The organism is Microbacterium jejuense (genome assembly GCF_019511665.1).
Taxonomy (GTDB): Bacteria; Actinomycetota; Actinomycetes; order Actinomycetales; family Microbacteriaceae; genus Microbacterium; species Microbacterium jejuense_A.
The window spans coordinates 1-13,971 of sequence record NZ_JAEUAW010000012.1; the positions used below are offsets into that span (position 1 = coordinate 1).

12 protein-coding genes are annotated in these 13,971 nt (G+C 72.4%); 8 read left to right on the forward strand and 4 right to left on the reverse strand.

Translation table 11 applies throughout. From position 1 onward, the window contains the following. The 5 genes from JNB62_RS14430 to JNB62_RS14450 all read left to right on the forward strand — a co-directional run. Window positions 1-560 (forward strand): FHA domain-containing protein (locus JNB62_RS14430; RefSeq protein WP_220301600.1); only part of this gene is annotated, 560 nt, incomplete at its 5' end. Then, window positions 560-1,417 (forward strand): PP2C family protein-serine/threonine phosphatase, encoded by an 858-nt coding sequence (locus tag JNB62_RS14435; RefSeq protein WP_220301710.1) that lies wholly within the window; start codon window positions 560-562, stop codon window positions 1,415-1,417. The genes JNB62_RS14430 and JNB62_RS14435, both read left to right, overlap by 1 nt. Next, the gene (locus JNB62_RS19455; RefSeq protein WP_220301601.1) at window positions 1,417-2,757 is read left to right on the forward strand and encodes an FHA domain-containing protein; all 1,341 of its coding nucleotides are present in this window, start codon (window positions 1,417-1,419) and stop codon (window positions 2,755-2,757) included. The genes JNB62_RS14435 and JNB62_RS19455 overlap by 1 nt, the downstream gene beginning before the upstream one ends. Then, window positions 2,757-4,421: a serine/threonine-protein kinase gene (locus JNB62_RS14445; RefSeq protein WP_220301602.1), complete on the forward strand. Its 1,665-nt coding sequence runs from the start codon at window positions 2,757-2,759 to the stop codon at window positions 4,419-4,421. The genes JNB62_RS19455 and JNB62_RS14445 overlap by 1 nt, the downstream gene beginning before the upstream one ends. Next, the gene (locus tag JNB62_RS14450; protein WP_220301603.1) at window positions 4,409-5,155 is read left to right on the forward strand and encodes a hypothetical protein; all 747 of its coding nucleotides are present in this window, start codon (window positions 4,409-4,411) and stop codon (window positions 5,153-5,155) included. Before JNB62_RS14445 ends, JNB62_RS14450 begins: the two co-directional genes overlap by 13 nt. 466 nt (window positions 5,156-5,621) lie before the next feature. On the opposite strand, the gene JNB62_RS14455 is transcribed toward JNB62_RS14450, so the two are convergent. Genes JNB62_RS14455 through JNB62_RS14465 form a run of 3 tightly spaced genes read right to left on the reverse strand, consistent with a single transcriptional unit; the run spans window position 5,622 to window position 8,993 of the window. Then, the gene (locus tag JNB62_RS14455) at window positions 5,622-6,089 is read right to left on the reverse strand and encodes a recombinase family protein (RefSeq protein ID WP_220301604.1); all 468 of its coding nucleotides are present in this window, start codon (window positions 6,087-6,089) and stop codon (window positions 5,622-5,624) included. Window positions 6,090-6,134: 45 nt separating this feature from the next. Then, window positions 6,135-7,904, reverse strand: coding sequence for a cation:proton antiporter (locus JNB62_RS14460; RefSeq protein WP_220301605.1), 1,770 nt, complete (start codon window positions 7,902-7,904; stop codon window positions 6,135-6,137). Window positions 7,905-7,943: 39 nt separating this feature from the next. Beyond that, window positions 7,944-8,993: a malate dehydrogenase gene (locus JNB62_RS14465; protein WP_220301606.1), complete on the reverse strand. Its 1,050-nt coding sequence runs from the start codon at window positions 8,991-8,993 to the stop codon at window positions 7,944-7,946. Between the two features lie 95 nt (window positions 8,994-9,088). Here JNB62_RS14465 and ypfJ point away from each other — a divergent pair, with 95 nt between their 5' ends. The 3 genes from ypfJ to JNB62_RS14480 all read left to right on the forward strand — a co-directional run bounded on the left by ypfJ (window position 9,089) and on the right by JNB62_RS14480 (window position 12,901). After that, window positions 9,089-9,964, forward strand: coding sequence for a KPN_02809 family neutral zinc metallopeptidase (gene ypfJ, locus JNB62_RS14470; RefSeq protein WP_220301607.1), 876 nt, complete (start codon window positions 9,089-9,091; stop codon window positions 9,962-9,964). Continuing rightward, window positions 9,961-10,992, forward strand: coding sequence for a prolyl aminopeptidase (pip, locus tag JNB62_RS14475; protein ID WP_220301608.1), 1,032 nt, complete (start codon window positions 9,961-9,963; stop codon window positions 10,990-10,992). The genes ypfJ and pip overlap by 4 nt, the downstream gene beginning before the upstream one ends. A 343-nt stretch (window positions 10,993-11,335) precedes the next feature. Next, window positions 11,336-12,901 carry a DEAD/DEAH box helicase gene (locus tag JNB62_RS14480; RefSeq protein WP_220301609.1) on the forward strand — a complete coding sequence of 522 codons (1,566 nt, stop codon included), beginning with the start codon at window positions 11,336-11,338 and terminating at the stop codon, window positions 12,899-12,901. Between the two features lie 429 nt (window positions 12,902-13,330). On the opposite strand, the gene JNB62_RS14485 is transcribed toward JNB62_RS14480, so the two are convergent. Continuing rightward, complete coding sequence (locus JNB62_RS14485; RefSeq protein WP_220301610.1) at window positions 13,331-13,915, reverse strand: TetR family transcriptional regulator; 585 nt, start codon at window positions 13,913-13,915, stop codon at window positions 13,331-13,333. Between the last annotated feature and the right edge of the window lie 56 nt (window positions 13,916-13,971).

Genomic DNA, 13,971 nt, shown 5'->3' on the forward strand with positions numbered 1-13,971 from the left:
CGCCCGCCACCGCGCCCGTCGCCGCCCCGCCGGTGTCGACGCCGGCGATCGCGCCGCCCCATCTCGCCCCGGTCGTCGCGCCGGTCCCCGCGCCGGCCCTCGCGTCGGCCCCGGTCGTCGTGCCGGCCGCGACAGCCGCGCCGGCGGTCGTGCCGGCCGCGAACCCCGCCGACGACCTCGAGGCGACCCGGATGGCCGTGGCGCCGCCCGCCCAGCGCGCGGCGCTGTACCCCGACGCTCCCGTGATCGCGGTGCTGACGTGGGATGACGGCACGCGCATGGCGGTGTACGGCCGCACCCTGTACGGCCGCAACCCCGCAGGCGAGGCGGGCGCGGTCGCGATCGCGGTGCGCGACGAGACCCTCTCGCTGTCGAAGACGCATTTCGAGATCGGCGGCGACCCGGCGGCGGCGTGGATCGTCGACCGTCACTCGACCAACGGCACCATCCTGGTGCGCGACGGGGCGCGCATCCCCCTCGTCGCCGGTGTGCGCACCCACCTGCGTGCGGGCGACCGCCTCGAGTTCGGCGACCGGGCCGTGACGGTGGGTGCCGCATGATGGCCGAGCTGCCCGCACCGATCATCGTCGCGTTCGGCGCGGCGACCGACCCGGGACTTCGCCGCCGCATCAACGAGGACTCGTACCTCGCGCAGGCGCCCCTGTTCCTCGTGGCCGACGGCATGGGCGGCCACAACGCCGGCGAGGTCGCGAGCGCGGCCGTCGTCGACGTCTTCGCTGAGCTGACCGGACGCCCGAGCCTGACGCAGGACGACATGCACGCGGCGCTGGCGACCGCGCGCCGTCGCGTCGCCGCCCTGCCGCCCGGCGGTGGAGCGGGCGCCGGCACGACGCTCGCCGGCGTCGTGCTCGCCGACATCGACGGCGAGGGCTACTGGCTGGCCGTCAACCTCGGCGACTCGCGCACCTATCGCCTGAGCGACGGACTGTTCGAGCAGGTGAGCGTCGACCACTCCTTCGTGCAGGAGCTGGTGGATGCCGGCGAGCTGGCCGCCGACGAGGCCCACCGCGATTCGCGCCGCAATGTGATCACGCGCGCGATCGGCGCAGGCAGCGACGCTGCGGCGGACTACTGGCTCATCCCGGCCGAGGAGGGCGACCGCATCCTGGTCTGCTCGGACGGGCTGTCGGGCGAGCTGGAGAAGGACGCGATCCACGGCATCCTCCTCGCCGAGACCGACCCGCAGGCGGCCGCGACGCGACTCGTGCACGAGGCCATGGTGCGCGGCGGACGCGACAACATCACGGCGGTCGTCGTCGACGCGCTCGCGGTGCGCAGCAGGAGCGATCGTCCGAACGAGCGCGATACGGTTCCGGTAGGAGCGCCCGCCGTCGCGGCCGATTTCGACATCGACGCCGACACCCTCCCCCGGGCTGCTGTCACTGGAGGTTCCTGATGCCGATGCTGTACGCCCCCGGCTCGACACCCGTCGCGGTGACGCCGCGTGGATTCGCCGTGTTCGAGCACGGCGCCTCCGCCGCGCTGCTCGCGCGCGTGAGGTCGGTCGTGGCGGACGGGAGAGGCCTCGGCGGCGTCATCGAGTCGCTGACCGGCGCGTACGGGGCGTCGCTGACGGCGATCCCGTCGTTCGCCGTCGCCCTCGCCGAGGGGGATGCCGTGCGCATCGCGGTGCGCGGCGACTTCGCACTGGACATCGATGCCGACGTGCCCGAGCGCGTGTCGGGCACCGGTGTCACGACGTGGACGGAGCGCGTCGTGCGCGGTGTGCGGCGTGTGACGCTGCAGTCGGGGCCGGGCGACGGCGCCGAACCCGCCGAGCTCCCGGTGGCCGACGGCGTCGTGCTGGCGTCGACGATCGTGTGGGATGCCGCAGCCGCCGGCGCCGCGCCCGTCGCGGCCGCCCCCGCCGCGGCCGCGGAGAGCCCGGCCCCGCGGGGCGATCGCGCCGCGGCGCGTGTGCCGAGCGCGGAACGGGGCGATTCTCCGGCGGACGCGCCGCCGCAGGCGCCCGCGCAAGAGGCGGAGGCGCAGCCCGCTCCCGTCGCGCCACCGCGCCCCGCACCGGTGCCGTCCGTCGTGAGCATGCCAGCGGTCCAGGACGCACCGCGGCTCGCGGACATCCCGGGCATGATCGACTCGAGCACCGTGCAGAGCGTCGCCGGTGACGAGACGCTGCTGCCCGAGGACTCCGAGCTGTCGCAGTCGCGACCCGAGACTCTCGCCGAGGCACCCGGCGGCGACGACCAGCCCTGGGCCGCGACCGTGATCCGCCCGGTGGGCGCTGCGCCGGCACCCGCCGCAGCCGCGCCCGGAGATCACGACGGCGCCACGATCTCACTGGCCCAGGCGCGTGCGCTGCGCGCCGGCCGCGCGGCGGCCGCCGACCCGGCGCCGTCGTCGACCACGCCGCCGCTGGCTCCGCCGCGCCCGCCGGCGCCGGGGCGCATCCGGGTCTCGACGGGGCAGGTCGTGCTGCTGGACCGCACGGTCGTGATCGGCCGTCGGCCACGATCCACGCGCGTGAGCGGCACCGACCTGCCGCACCTGGTCGCGGTCGACAGCCCGCAGCAGGACATCTCGCGCAGCCACGTGGAGCTGCGCGTCGAGGGCGAGAGCATCGTCGCGACCGACCTGCGCACGACCAACGGCACGACGCTGCTGCGTCCGGGGTCCGACCCGGTGCGGCTGCACCCCGGCGAGGCCACCGTCGTGATCCCGGGCGACGTGCTCGACCTCGGCGACGGCATCACGGTCGCGATCGAAGGGCTCACCTGATGGCCAAGCGCGCGCCCATGGCGCCGCCCGACCTCCCGGGCTTCACGTACGTCGACCTGCTGGGCTCGGGCGGGTTCGCCGACGTCTACCTGTACGAGCAGGCGCTGCCCAAGCGTCGCGTCGCGGTCAAGGTGCTGCTCACCGACCGCATGTCGAGCGACTCGGTCGAGGAGTTCACGGCCGAGGCGAACGTCATGGCGATGCTCTCGACGCATCCCGCGATCGTCACCATCTATCAGGCCGGCGTCGCCCGCGACGGGCGCCCGTACCTCGTGATGGAGTACTGCCCGCGTCCGAACCTGCAGGTGCGGTACCGGCGCGAGCCGTTCTCGATCGCCGAGTCGCTGCGTGTCGGTGTGCAGGTCGCCGCGGCCGTCGAGACCGCGCACCGCGCGGGCGTTCTGCACCGCGACATCAAGCCCGCCAACATCCTGGTCACCGAGTACAACAGGCCGGCCCTCACGGACTTCGGCATCGCGTCGACGACGAGCGCCGCAGCAGAGTCGGCCGGGCTGTCCATCCCGTGGTCGCCGCCGGAGTCGTTCGCGGACGTGCCGCGCAGCGATCCGCGCTCCGACGTCTATGCGCTCGGCGCCACGGTCTACACACTGCTCGCCGGCCGGTCGCCGTTCGAGCTGCCGGGTCAGCGCAACAGCGCCGCCGAGCTCATCTCGCGCATCGAGACGCTGCCGCTTCCGCCCCTCGGACGCGCCGACGTGCCGGCATCCCTCCAGCGCGTGCTGGACCGCGCGATGTCGAAGTCCTCTACCGACCGCTACGAGAGCGCGCTCGCGTTCGCGCGAGCGCTGCAGACGGTGCAGATCGAGCTGTCGCACTCGGTGACGCCGATCGACATCCTGGACGACCAGGCCCCCGAAGACATCGAGCGGGACGAGGACGACGGCCTCACGCGCGTGCGCGGCGTCGTCAGCATCGACCCCGAGACGACGCCCGCCGCGGGCATGACCCGCCCGTCGGCGACCACCGCGCCGGTCGCACCGCGCTTCGGGCCGCCGCCGGCGACGACGACGGGCTTCGCTCCTGTGACGGCGCCCTCGTTCGAACCCGCGGACGCCGCGACAGTCCTGCGGGCGACGCCCTCGGCCACCGCCGAGACCATGCGCCGCGACCAGCCGTCGTCGCTTCCGGTCTCGCTCGACCACACCGTGATGCGGTCACCGGTCCCGCTGCCCACGGCACCCGTCCCGGACGAGGGGGAGCCGGCCATCGCGACCCGGCCCCGCCGGACCGGGCTGTGGATCGGGCTCGGCGCCGCCGCGCTCGTGGTGGTCGCGATCATCGTGGGCGTCTCCCTGCCGGGCCTGCTGGGCGGGACCCCGGCGCCGCAGCAGACCGAGGCGGAGTCCGACCCGCAGGATCCGCAGGAGGGCATCGGGGGCGTGGTCCCTGCCATCCCGGAGGTCACGGGCACCGCTGCTGACGGAAACGCGACGTTCACGTGGACGAACCCCGACCCGCAGGAGGGTGACTACTATCGGGTCAGCCTCCCCTCGATCACCGACCCGGATCCGCCTTCCGAGACGGTCGAGGAGGCGGAGTACACGGTGCCGGTCTCGGCCAGTGGGCAGACGTGCATCAACGTGTGGCTCGTTCGCTACAACGGGCGCGAGCAGACGCAGCCGACCCTGGGATGCCTCCCGTGACCCCGCCCGCCACCGATCAGCTGAGCGTCGAGTTCGCCGGCGAGGAGTTCGAGGTCGCACCCGACCAGGTGTTCACCGTCGGCCGCGAGGGCGACCTCGCGATCGACGACAACCTCTTCCTGCACCGCAACTTCCTCACGATCCAGAACGTCGACGGGCTGTGGCTGCTGTCGAACGTGGGCACCCGCCTGTCGGCGACGGTGACCGACACCGGCGGTCGCGTCCAGGCGTGGCTCGCGCCCGGTGCGCGCCTGCCGCTCGTGTTCGCCGCGACCACCGTGATCTTCAGTGCGGGTCCGACGACGTACGAGCTCACGATCCACGCGGCCGAGCCGACGTTCCGCGAGACGCATCCGCCGCTCGATGACGATGACGACGGGCTCTCGACGATCGGGGAGGTGCCTCTGACGCACAGTCAGAAGCTCATGATCCTCGCGCTCGCCGAGCCGGTGCTGCGCCGTGAGGGCACGGGCATGAGCGAGCTGCCCACATCGGCGCAGGCCGCCGAGCGCCTCGGCTGGACCCTCACGCGGTTCAACCGCAAGCTCGACAACGTGTGCGACAAGCTCGATCGCTCGGGGGTGCCGGGTCTGCGCGGCGGCGTCCGCTCCTACGCCACGAACCGGCGGGTCCGCCTGGTGGAGCACGCGATCTCGGCCCGCATGGTCACCCGCGAGGATCTCCCGCTCCTCGATCTCGAGAAGCAGAACGCGCTGAGCGGCGCGGACGACTGAGCCGCCGGACCGGTCGTCGAGCGAGCGAGGACACGCCATCACACGGTCGGCCTCGTGCCAGTCCGCGTTTCGTCTGCGCGCGCGTGAGCGCGCTCCGCTCAACGACCGGCACCTCCCGGTCGTTGAGCGAGCGAGGTACGAGCGAGACGAAACGCCCCGGCGGCACGAGCGACCCCGGGCCAGAGCGCGTTCGGCTCGACCCTCGGTCGTTGAGCGAGCGAGGTACGAGCGAGACGAAACGCCCCGGCGGCACGAGCAGCCCCGGGCCAGGGCGCGTTCCGCTCGACCTCCCGGTCGTTGAGCGAGCGAGGTACGAGCGTGACGAAACGCCCCGGCGGCACGAGCAGCCCCGGGCCAGGGCGCGTTCCGCTCGACCTCCCGGTCGTTGAGCGAGCGAGGTACGAGCGAGACGAAACGCCCCGGCCGCACGGTCGGCCTCGTGCCAGGCCGCGTTTCGTCAGTACAGCTAGCGCCCCGCGTCGTAGAGGTGGCGGCCGCCGTGGCTGACGACCTTCACCACGATGCCCCGGCGGTGCAGCTCGGCCACCGTGCGGGTCTCTTCGTCGATGTCGCGGCCGAGCGCGTGCACGTTGGCCACCACGACGACGTCGCCGCGCGTCAGGCGGCCGAACAGGCGCGTCAGCCGCTCCTCCCACGACTCCAGCGTCTCGGGCGCGGGGTGGCGGAAGCCCTCGATCGGCACGCCGAACCGTGTCAGGTCGTTGCGCTGCTCGACCACCGACGGCATGTCGTCGCGTGCGATGACGAGGCCGACCAGACGTGATCCGGCCGGACGGGCGAGCCACCACGTGCGATCGCCCTGCAGCTCGGTGAAGCACTTGGGGCATTCGGCCGCGGTGTGCGGAAGAGTGAGCGGCGCGGTGTCGGGCGTGACGGCATCCTGGGATTCCGCCCGCCGTGTCGTGTCGCTCATGTGAGTGCCCCCTTGCTCGGCCCCCATTGTCTCACCCGGGCGTGCTCACTCGTCGCGCAGGCGCAGCTCGACGCTGAGCTGGTCGGCGTCGAGCTCGGCCAGGGCGCGGCGCAGCGCCGCCGTGCTGTACGCGCCGCCGTGGCTGAGCGTGCTGAGCTCGGCGCGCATCGCCTCGATCGACGCCAGGCGCAGTTCGAGCATCTCGCCGGTGAGCGCGCCGAGCTTGTCGTCGCGCGGCTCCATCAGGCGGGCGTTGCGCGCCATCAGCTCGGGCGAGAACGGCGTGCCGTCGCGTCGCGTCAGCTTCGGGTCGCGAAGAGCGGATGCCGCAGCCAGGCGCAGTTCGTCGTCAAGGCGATCGAGCTCGAGCTGCAGGCTCTCGTCACCTGTCGACACCGGGAACTTCAGCAGCTTCACCAGCCACGGCAGCGTGAACCCCTGGATGGCGAGGCTGCCGATCGCCACGGCGAACGCGATCAGGACGAGCAGCTCGCGCGCCGGCGTGTCGCGCGGCAGCGTCTGCGCGGCCGCGAGCGTCACGACGCCTCGCATGCCCGCCCACACGATGACGGTGCCGTGCTTCCAGCCGAGCGGCTCGGACTGGTAGTAGTCGAGGTCCTGCAGCATGCGGGTCACGCGGTGGCGCATCGAACCGAGCCGTCGCCGCGCCCGCGGGTCGTCGAGTGCCGGCGCCGGCCCGCTGCCGCGCTGCGGGAAGGGCTCCGACCCGTCGGCGATCTTGTCGAGGCGCACCGTGAACGACTCGAGCCTGCCGCGCTGCCGCTGCTTGCGTCTGGCCCGTCTGCTCTGGCCCCACACCAGCAGCGACACGTAGGCGGCCCGCACCGCGACGATGACGGCGAACGCGAGGGCCGCGATGCCGAGGCCGGTTCCCAGTCCGTTGTGCTGTTCGAAGTTGGCGCCGACGATGTCTTCGAGCTCGAGGCCCATGATGAGGAAGACGGCGCCCTCGAGCATGAGCTCGACGGTGCGCCAGTTGAGCTCGTCCGATCGCCGCTGCTCGGGCGTGAACCTGCGCGCGGCGCCCTGGCCGGTGACGATGCCCGCGACGACCGCCGCGACCAGACCCGATCCGCCCAGCTGCTCGGTCGGCAGGTAGGCCACGAACGGCACGACGAACCCGACCGCCGTGTTGGCAGCCGAGTGGGGGATGAGCGCGCGCAGCCGCAGGTTGAGCCAGCCGACGAGGCCGCCGATCACGACCGCGATGAACACGCCCCATGCGAAGGCCGGCAGGAATCCGAAGGCGGCGTCGGTGGCCTCGACGCCCGCGCTCGCCGAGATCGCGAAGGCCGCCGAGGCGACCATGGTGCGCATGAGCACGAGCGCCGTGGCGTCGTTGAGCAGGCTCTCGCCCTCGAGCATCGTGACCACGCGACCCGAGATGCCGAGGCGTTTGACGATCGAGGTGGCGACCGCGTCGGTGGGGCTGAGGATCGCTCCGAGGGCGACGCCCAGGAAGATGTCGACGCCGGGGATCATCGCGTGGAACAGCAGACCGAGCGCGACCGAGCTGATCAGCACCAGCACGAACGCCAGCCCGGCGATGGGGCCGAAGTCGCGGCGGAACTCGATCGCGGGGATCGCGACCGCCGCCGAGTACAGCAGCGGCGGCAGCACGCCGATGAGGATCCACTCCGGATCGATCTCGGGCATGTCGACGAACGGCAGCAGCCCGACGATGACGCCGACGACCACGAGGATGAGCGGACCGGCGATGCGCACCTTCGGGGCGATGGCCGTCGCGATGGCGATCGCGAGAACGGCCAGGATCACGACGACCAGCGCTTCCATGGCTCAGAGCCTATTGCGCGGGCCGTCCGGCGCTGCGCGTCAGCCCAGCACGCCGAGCGCCCGCACGGCGTCGCGTTCGGCGACGAGTTCGTCGACGGATGCCGCCAGCAGGCGCTGCGCGCGGTCGTCGAGGTCGAGGCCCTCGACGATCTGGTACCCCTCGCCGAGCAGGCCCGTTCCGTCGGACCTCACAGGGAACGAGCACACGAGCCCCTCGGGCACGCCGTACTCGCCGCGCGAGATGACGGCCGCCGACGTCCAGGCGCGGCCCGGGGTGCCCAGCTGCTCGTCACGCACGTGGTCGATCGCGGCATTCGCGGCCGAAGCGACCGACGACGAGCCGCGCACCTCGATGATCTCGGCCCCGCGCTTGGCGACCCGCGGGATGAAGGTGTCGTCGAGCCAGGCCAGCGCCTGACGCTCGCCGCCCAGGCGCTCGGCGAGAGCCTCGAGCACCGGCATCCGATCGATCACGCCCTCGCGCACGGAGGCGTGGGTGACATCGGGGAACTGGCTCGCCGAGTGGTTGCCCCAGATCGTGACGTCGTCGATGTCGCCGGCCGCAACCTGCAGCGCGGCGGCGAGCTGGCCGACGGCGCGGTTGTGGTCCAGGCGCGTGAGCGCGCTGAAGCGCTCGGACGGAACATGCGGGGCCGCGGATGCCGCGGCGATGAGCGCGTTCGTGTTGGCGGGGTTGCCCACCACGACCACGCGCACGTCGTCGTCGGCGACGGCTCCGATCGCCTTGCCCTGCGGACCGAAGATGCCGGCGTTCGCCGCCAGCAGGTCGGCGCGCTCCATGCCCGCCGAGCGGGGACGGGCGCCGACCAGCATCGCGATGCGGGCGCTGTTGAAGGCGGTGAGCGGATCGTCCGTCACCTCGACGTCCTGCAGCAGCGGGAAGGCGCAGTCCTGCAGTTCGAGGGCCGCACCCTCGGCCGCCTTCATGCCCTGCGGGATCTCGAGCAGCCGCAGTCGCACCGGTCGATCCGGGCCGAGCATGTCGCCCGCGGCGATGCGGAACATCAGGGCGTACCCGATCTGCCCGCCGCCGCCGGTGATGGTCACGGTCGTGGGTGCACTGGCCATGACCTGAGCCTATGCCCCTAGCATCCTCTGCCGGATCGCGCCATATCCCGGGAGGTTCCGTGCCCCGATCAGGCTCTCGCGGTACCGTGACAGACATGACGTTCAACGAGAACGCCAACGTCGGGGGGAACACGGCGAGGCGTCGCGGGGCGGGCGTGGCTGTCGCAGGTGGCGGGGTGGTCGGCCTCGGCGCCATCGCCGTGCTGCTGCTGCAGCTGTTCACGGGGCAGGATTTCTCCAGCGTGCTGCCGCTCGCACCGGGCAGCCAGGCCTCTGGCGGCGGCGACACCGAGATCGCGCAGTGCGAGACCGGCGCGGACGCCAACGCGAACGACGACTGCCGCCTCGCGGCCGGCAGCGTCGTGCTCGACGAGTACTGGGCGACGCAGGTGCAGGGGTACCGCGAGCCCACGCTCGTCATTGTGAACGGCTCGGCGTCGTCGTCGTGCGGCACGGCATCCAACCAGACCGGCCCGTTCTACTGCCCGCCGGACGAGGCCGTCTACGTCGACCCCACGTTCTTCGCCCTCATGCGTCAGCAGTTCGGGGCGTCGGCGGGCGACCTGGCCCAGCTGTACGTGCTCGCCCACGAGTACGGGCACCACGTGCAGAACATCACCGGCATCATGGACCAGCACCCGAACAACGGCACCGGTGCCACCAGCAACGGCGTTCGCACCGAGCTGCAGGCCGACTGCTTCGCCGGCGCGTGGGTCGGCGCCATGACGGAGCAGGTCGACGACAACGGGGTGCCGTACCTGCAGCCGCCGACACAGGAGCAGATCGCCGACGCCCTCAACGCGGCGGGCGCCGTCGGCGACGACAACATCCAGCAGCGATCGGGCGGCTTCACCAACCCCGAGACCTGGACCCACGGCTCCAGCGACCAGCGGCAGCGCTGGTTCCAGCTCGGCTACCAGGGCGGCGCGTCGGCGTGTGACACCTTCTCCGTGCCCGGGGGAAGCCTATGAACGAGCAGCTCGACGACATCCTGTATGCGCCGATCGAGCCGTACGACACGGGCACGCTGATCGCCGGCGAGGGCAACCGCCTCTACTACGAGCAGGTGGGCAACCCCGACGGCAAGCCCGTCGTATTCCTGCACGGCGGTCCGGGTGCCGGCGTGTCGGCCTGGCACCGCCGCTTCTTCGACCCCTCCGTGTACCGCGTCATCCTGCTCGACCAGCGCGGCTGCGGGCGCTCCACGCCGCACGCCAGCGAGCCCCGCGCCGACCTGCGGCACAACACCACGTGGCACCTCGTGGCCGACCTCGAACTGCTGCGGCGCAACCTCGGGATCGCACGATGGCAGGTGTTCGGCGGCTCGTGGGGGAGCGCACTCGCTCTCGCCTACGCCCAGGCGCATCCCGGCGCGGTCACCGAGCTCGTCCTGCGCGGCATCTTCACGCTGCGCCGCCACGAGCTGGAATGGTTCTACGAGGGCGGCGCGGCATCCATCGTCCCCGACCGGTGGGAGGACTTCATCGCCCCCATCCCGATCCTCGAGCGCTCGCGCCTCATGCAGGCCTACCACCGGCGGCTCAGCGACCCCGACCCCGCGGTCCACGTGCCCGCCGCGATCGCGTGGTCGAAGTGGGAGGCGTCGAACCTGACACTGCGTCCCGATCCGTCGCTCGTCGCATCGATGACGTCGCCGCGAGAGGCCGTGGCGTTCGCCCGCATCGAGAACCACTACTTCCTGCACGGTGGCTGGTTCGAGCCCGAGCAGCTCATCGCCGGCGTCGACCGCATCCGCCACATCCCCGCCGTCATCGTCCAGGGGCGCTACGACGTGTGCACGCCCGCCATGACCGCGTGGGACCTGCACCGCGCGTGGCCCGAGGCGGACTTCGTGATGGTTCCGGATGCCGCCCACGCAGCCTCCGAGCCCGGCATCGCCGCCGCGCTCAGGGCCGCGACCGACCGTTTCGGTGCGGCGTCGCGGAGCACCGAGGCGGAGACGCAGACCGCGTTGTCGGACGCCGACTCCGCTCGTTGAGCGAGCGGAGCGAGACGAAACGCCGCGAGCCGCTCATCGGAGCCGGTCGCCCTCGCGGCAGATGCGGGGCCCGGGGTTCTCGAGATCGCCCCACCGCGTTTCGTCTTCGCTCCTTCGTCGCTCCGCTCAACGACCGGCCCCGGTGCGGGGAACGCCCAGCCGGCCCCTGGTAGGGTGGAGAACCTTGCAGCGCCTTCGTGCGCTTCTCGCGTCGTAGAACGCTTCCCTCGCCGGCATCCACTCGTCCCGAAGTGCACCGGCTGACATCTTTCGTACGGCGACCCGAGGGCGAGATCCGCCCCGGCCACCGACAGGGCACCCGTGTGCCCAGAGACAGACACTCATGACCGACATGACTTTCGGCGCGCTCGGCGTGCCTCAGCCCCTCGTCACCGCGCTCGCCGCGGCCGGCAAGACCACCGCGTTCCCGATCCAGGTCGACACGCTCCCCGACACGCTCGCCGGCCGCGACGTGCTGGGCCGCGGCAAGACCGGTTCGGGCAAGACGCTCGCCTTCTCGATCCCCATGGTCGCGCGCCTGGGCACGACCCTGGCCGGCGGCCCTCGCCGCAAGGGCCGCCCGCTGGGCCTCGTGCTGGCCCCGACCCGCGAGCTGGCGACGCAGATCGACGCGACCCTCGCGCCGCTCGCGAAGGCCTACAATCTCACCACGACGACGATCTTCGGCGGCGTGAACCAGAACCGCCAGGTCAACGCGCTCAACGCCGGCGTCGACATCGTCGTGGCCTGCCCCGGCCGACTCGAAGACCTCATGAAGCAGGGCTTCGTGCACCTCGACGCCGTCGAGATCACCGTCATCGACGAGGCCGACCACATGGCGGACCTCGGGTTCCTCCCGGGCGTCACGCGCATCCTCAACGCCACCCCGGCCGGCGGCCAGCGGCTGCTCTTCAGCGCGACCCTCGACAACGGGGTCGACAAGCTCGTGAACCGCTTCCTGCAGAACGAGGTCCTGCACTCGGTCGACGAGGCGCACTCGCCCGTCGCCGCGATGACGCACCACGTGTTCACGCTCGCCGACGCCGACGCCAAGAAGGACGTCGTCGCCGCGCTCGCGTCGGGCATGGGCCGTCGCATTCTGTTCATGCGCACCAAGCACCAGGCCAAGAAGCTCGCCAAGCAGCTCACGGCGCAGGGCATCCCCGCGGTCGACCTGCACGGCAACCTGTCGCAGGCCGCTCGCGACCGCAACCTCGCGGCGTTCTCGTCCGGCGAGGTGAAGGTGCTCGTCGCGACTGACGTCGCCGCCCGCGGCGTGCACGTCGACGACGTCGAGCTCGTCATCCACGTCGACCCGCCCATGGAGCACAAGGCGTACCTGCACCGCTCGGGCCGCACGGCCCGCGCGGGGGCGGAGGGTGCCGTGGTCACGCTCGTGCTCCCCGAGCAGAAGCGCGACGTGTCGCAGCTGCTGCGCAAGGCCGCGATCTCGGTCGAGCCCGTGGCCGTCACGGCCGAGTCGCCCGAGGTGACCGCGCTCGTCGGCCAGGTCGCCCCCTACGTCAAGCCCGTGCCGGTGGCGGCTCCGGTGCGCGGCACCAGCCAGGGCGCCAACGCCCAGCGCAAGCGCGCTGCGCGCGAGGAGCGGGATGCCGCCGGCCAGGCCCGCGGCGCCGGCTCCGGCTCGGGCGGTGGACGTCGTCGCCGCGGCGGTTCCGGCCAGGGCGGACAGCAGCAGGCCGGCGGTCAGCGCCGGGATGCGGCATCCACTCACGAGAAGTCCTCGCACCACCGTCACGACCAGAGCGCCGGGCACTCGCGCAGCGGTCAGCAGCAGTCGGGCAACCCGCGCACGCCCGGCCGCCGCGCCTCGTCCGGCGGCACCGGCAAGCTCATGGTCGGTTCGGTCGTCCGTCAGAACGGCGGCAACCGCCGCGGCGGTCGCTGACCCTCTCTGAGGTTCTCGGAACGCCCCTGTCGCACTGCGGCAGGGGCGTTTCTGCGTTCGCGATCCGGTGTCGTTCGTGGCGAGTCGCCAGGTTCGGCGCGGGGCGTGTGGGGTTGGTGGCGAGTCGCCAGGATCGAGCGGGGCGTGGGATGCCGTCCGGCTTGGTGTCTGGGGCTGCTTGGGTGTTCCCGTCCGGTGTGGTTCGTGACGAGTCGCCAGGTTCGGCGCGCGGTGTGTGGGGTTGGTGGCGAGTCGCCAGGATCGAGCGGCGGTGGATGCCGTCCGGCTTGGTGTCTGGGCTGCTTGGCTCGCCCCGTCCGGTGTGGTTCGTGGCGCGTCGCCAGGTTTCGCGCGGGCTGCGCGTGGTTCGTGGCGACTCGCCGACAACGCAGCCCGCGGCGACGGCGGGTCGGGCCGAAGCGCGGTGAGTCAGGCCTCGGTCCGGCCGCCGTCGCGGGCGATCGCCGCGGCGGCGCGGGCGAGCTCTTGGCCGCTCGGCAGCGAGTCCGGGCTGATGATCCACAGCAGGCCGAGGCTCTGAACCAGCACGAACTCGAGCTTGGCGATGGCGTCGACGTCGGCGGCATCGAGCTCGGGGCGAGCCGAGCGCAGGACCTCGACGATGCCGAGGTGAGCCTCCTGCATGGCGGCGGCGAGCGTTCGGCTCGCGGCCGGGTCGCGCCACACCATCACCGAATTCTCGAAGCTCGCGACCAGCGCCTCACGGTTGGCGGCGAAGATCTCGGGCATGCGGTCGAACAGCGCGGCGAACCCCTCGAGCAGGGGGAGGGCGGCGGTCTCGTCGACGACGGCCTCCATGGCGTCTCCGATGCCGGTGCCGAGGGACTCGGTGAGTGCGGCGCTGACGAGCTCGTCCTTCGAGCCGAAGTGGTACCCGATGGCGGCGAGGCTGACGCCCGCGGCCGCCGCGATGTCACGTGCGGTCGCCTTCGCGACCCCGCGCTCCAGGATCACCTGTCGTGCACCGGCCAGGAGGTCTTCGCGATTGCCCATGCGACCATCCTACCGAGCTGTGTGAGACGCATGTCCTAGACAAACGTGCAAACCAT

Bases quoted from the DNA above. Each gene is read 5' to 3' on its own strand.
- JNB62_RS14435 (WP_220301710.1), top strand. From the start codon at position 560: ATGGCCGAGCTGCCCGCACCGATCATCGTCGCGTTCGGCGCGGCGACC.
- JNB62_RS19455 (WP_220301601.1), top strand. From the start codon at position 1,417: ATGCCGATGCTGTACGCCCCCGGCTCGACACCCGTCGCGGTGACGCCG.
- JNB62_RS14445 (WP_220301602.1), top strand. From the start codon at position 2,757: ATGGCCAAGCGCGCGCCCATGGCGCCGCCCGACCTCCCGGGCTTCACG.
- JNB62_RS14450 (WP_220301603.1), top strand. From the start codon at position 4,409: ATGCCTCCCGTGACCCCGCCCGCCACCGATCAGCTGAGCGTCGAGTTC.
- JNB62_RS14455 (WP_220301604.1), bottom strand. From the start codon at position 6,089: ATGAGCGACACGACACGGCGGGCGGAATCCCAGGATGCCGTCACGCCC.
- JNB62_RS14460 (WP_220301605.1), bottom strand. From the start codon at position 7,904: ATGGAAGCGCTGGTCGTCGTGATCCTGGCCGTTCTCGCGATCGCCATC.
- JNB62_RS14465 (WP_220301606.1), bottom strand. From the start codon at position 8,993: ATGGCCAGTGCACCCACGACCGTGACCATCACCGGCGGCGGCGGGCAG.
- ypfJ (WP_220301607.1), top strand. From the start codon at position 9,089: ATGACGTTCAACGAGAACGCCAACGTCGGGGGGAACACGGCGAGGCGT.
- pip (WP_220301608.1), top strand. From the start codon at position 9,961: ATGAACGAGCAGCTCGACGACATCCTGTATGCGCCGATCGAGCCGTAC.
- JNB62_RS14480 (WP_220301609.1), top strand. From the start codon at position 11,336: ATGACCGACATGACTTTCGGCGCGCTCGGCGTGCCTCAGCCCCTCGTC.
- JNB62_RS14485 (WP_220301610.1), bottom strand. From the start codon at position 13,915: ATGGGCAATCGCGAAGACCTCCTGGCCGGTGCACGACAGGTGATCCTG.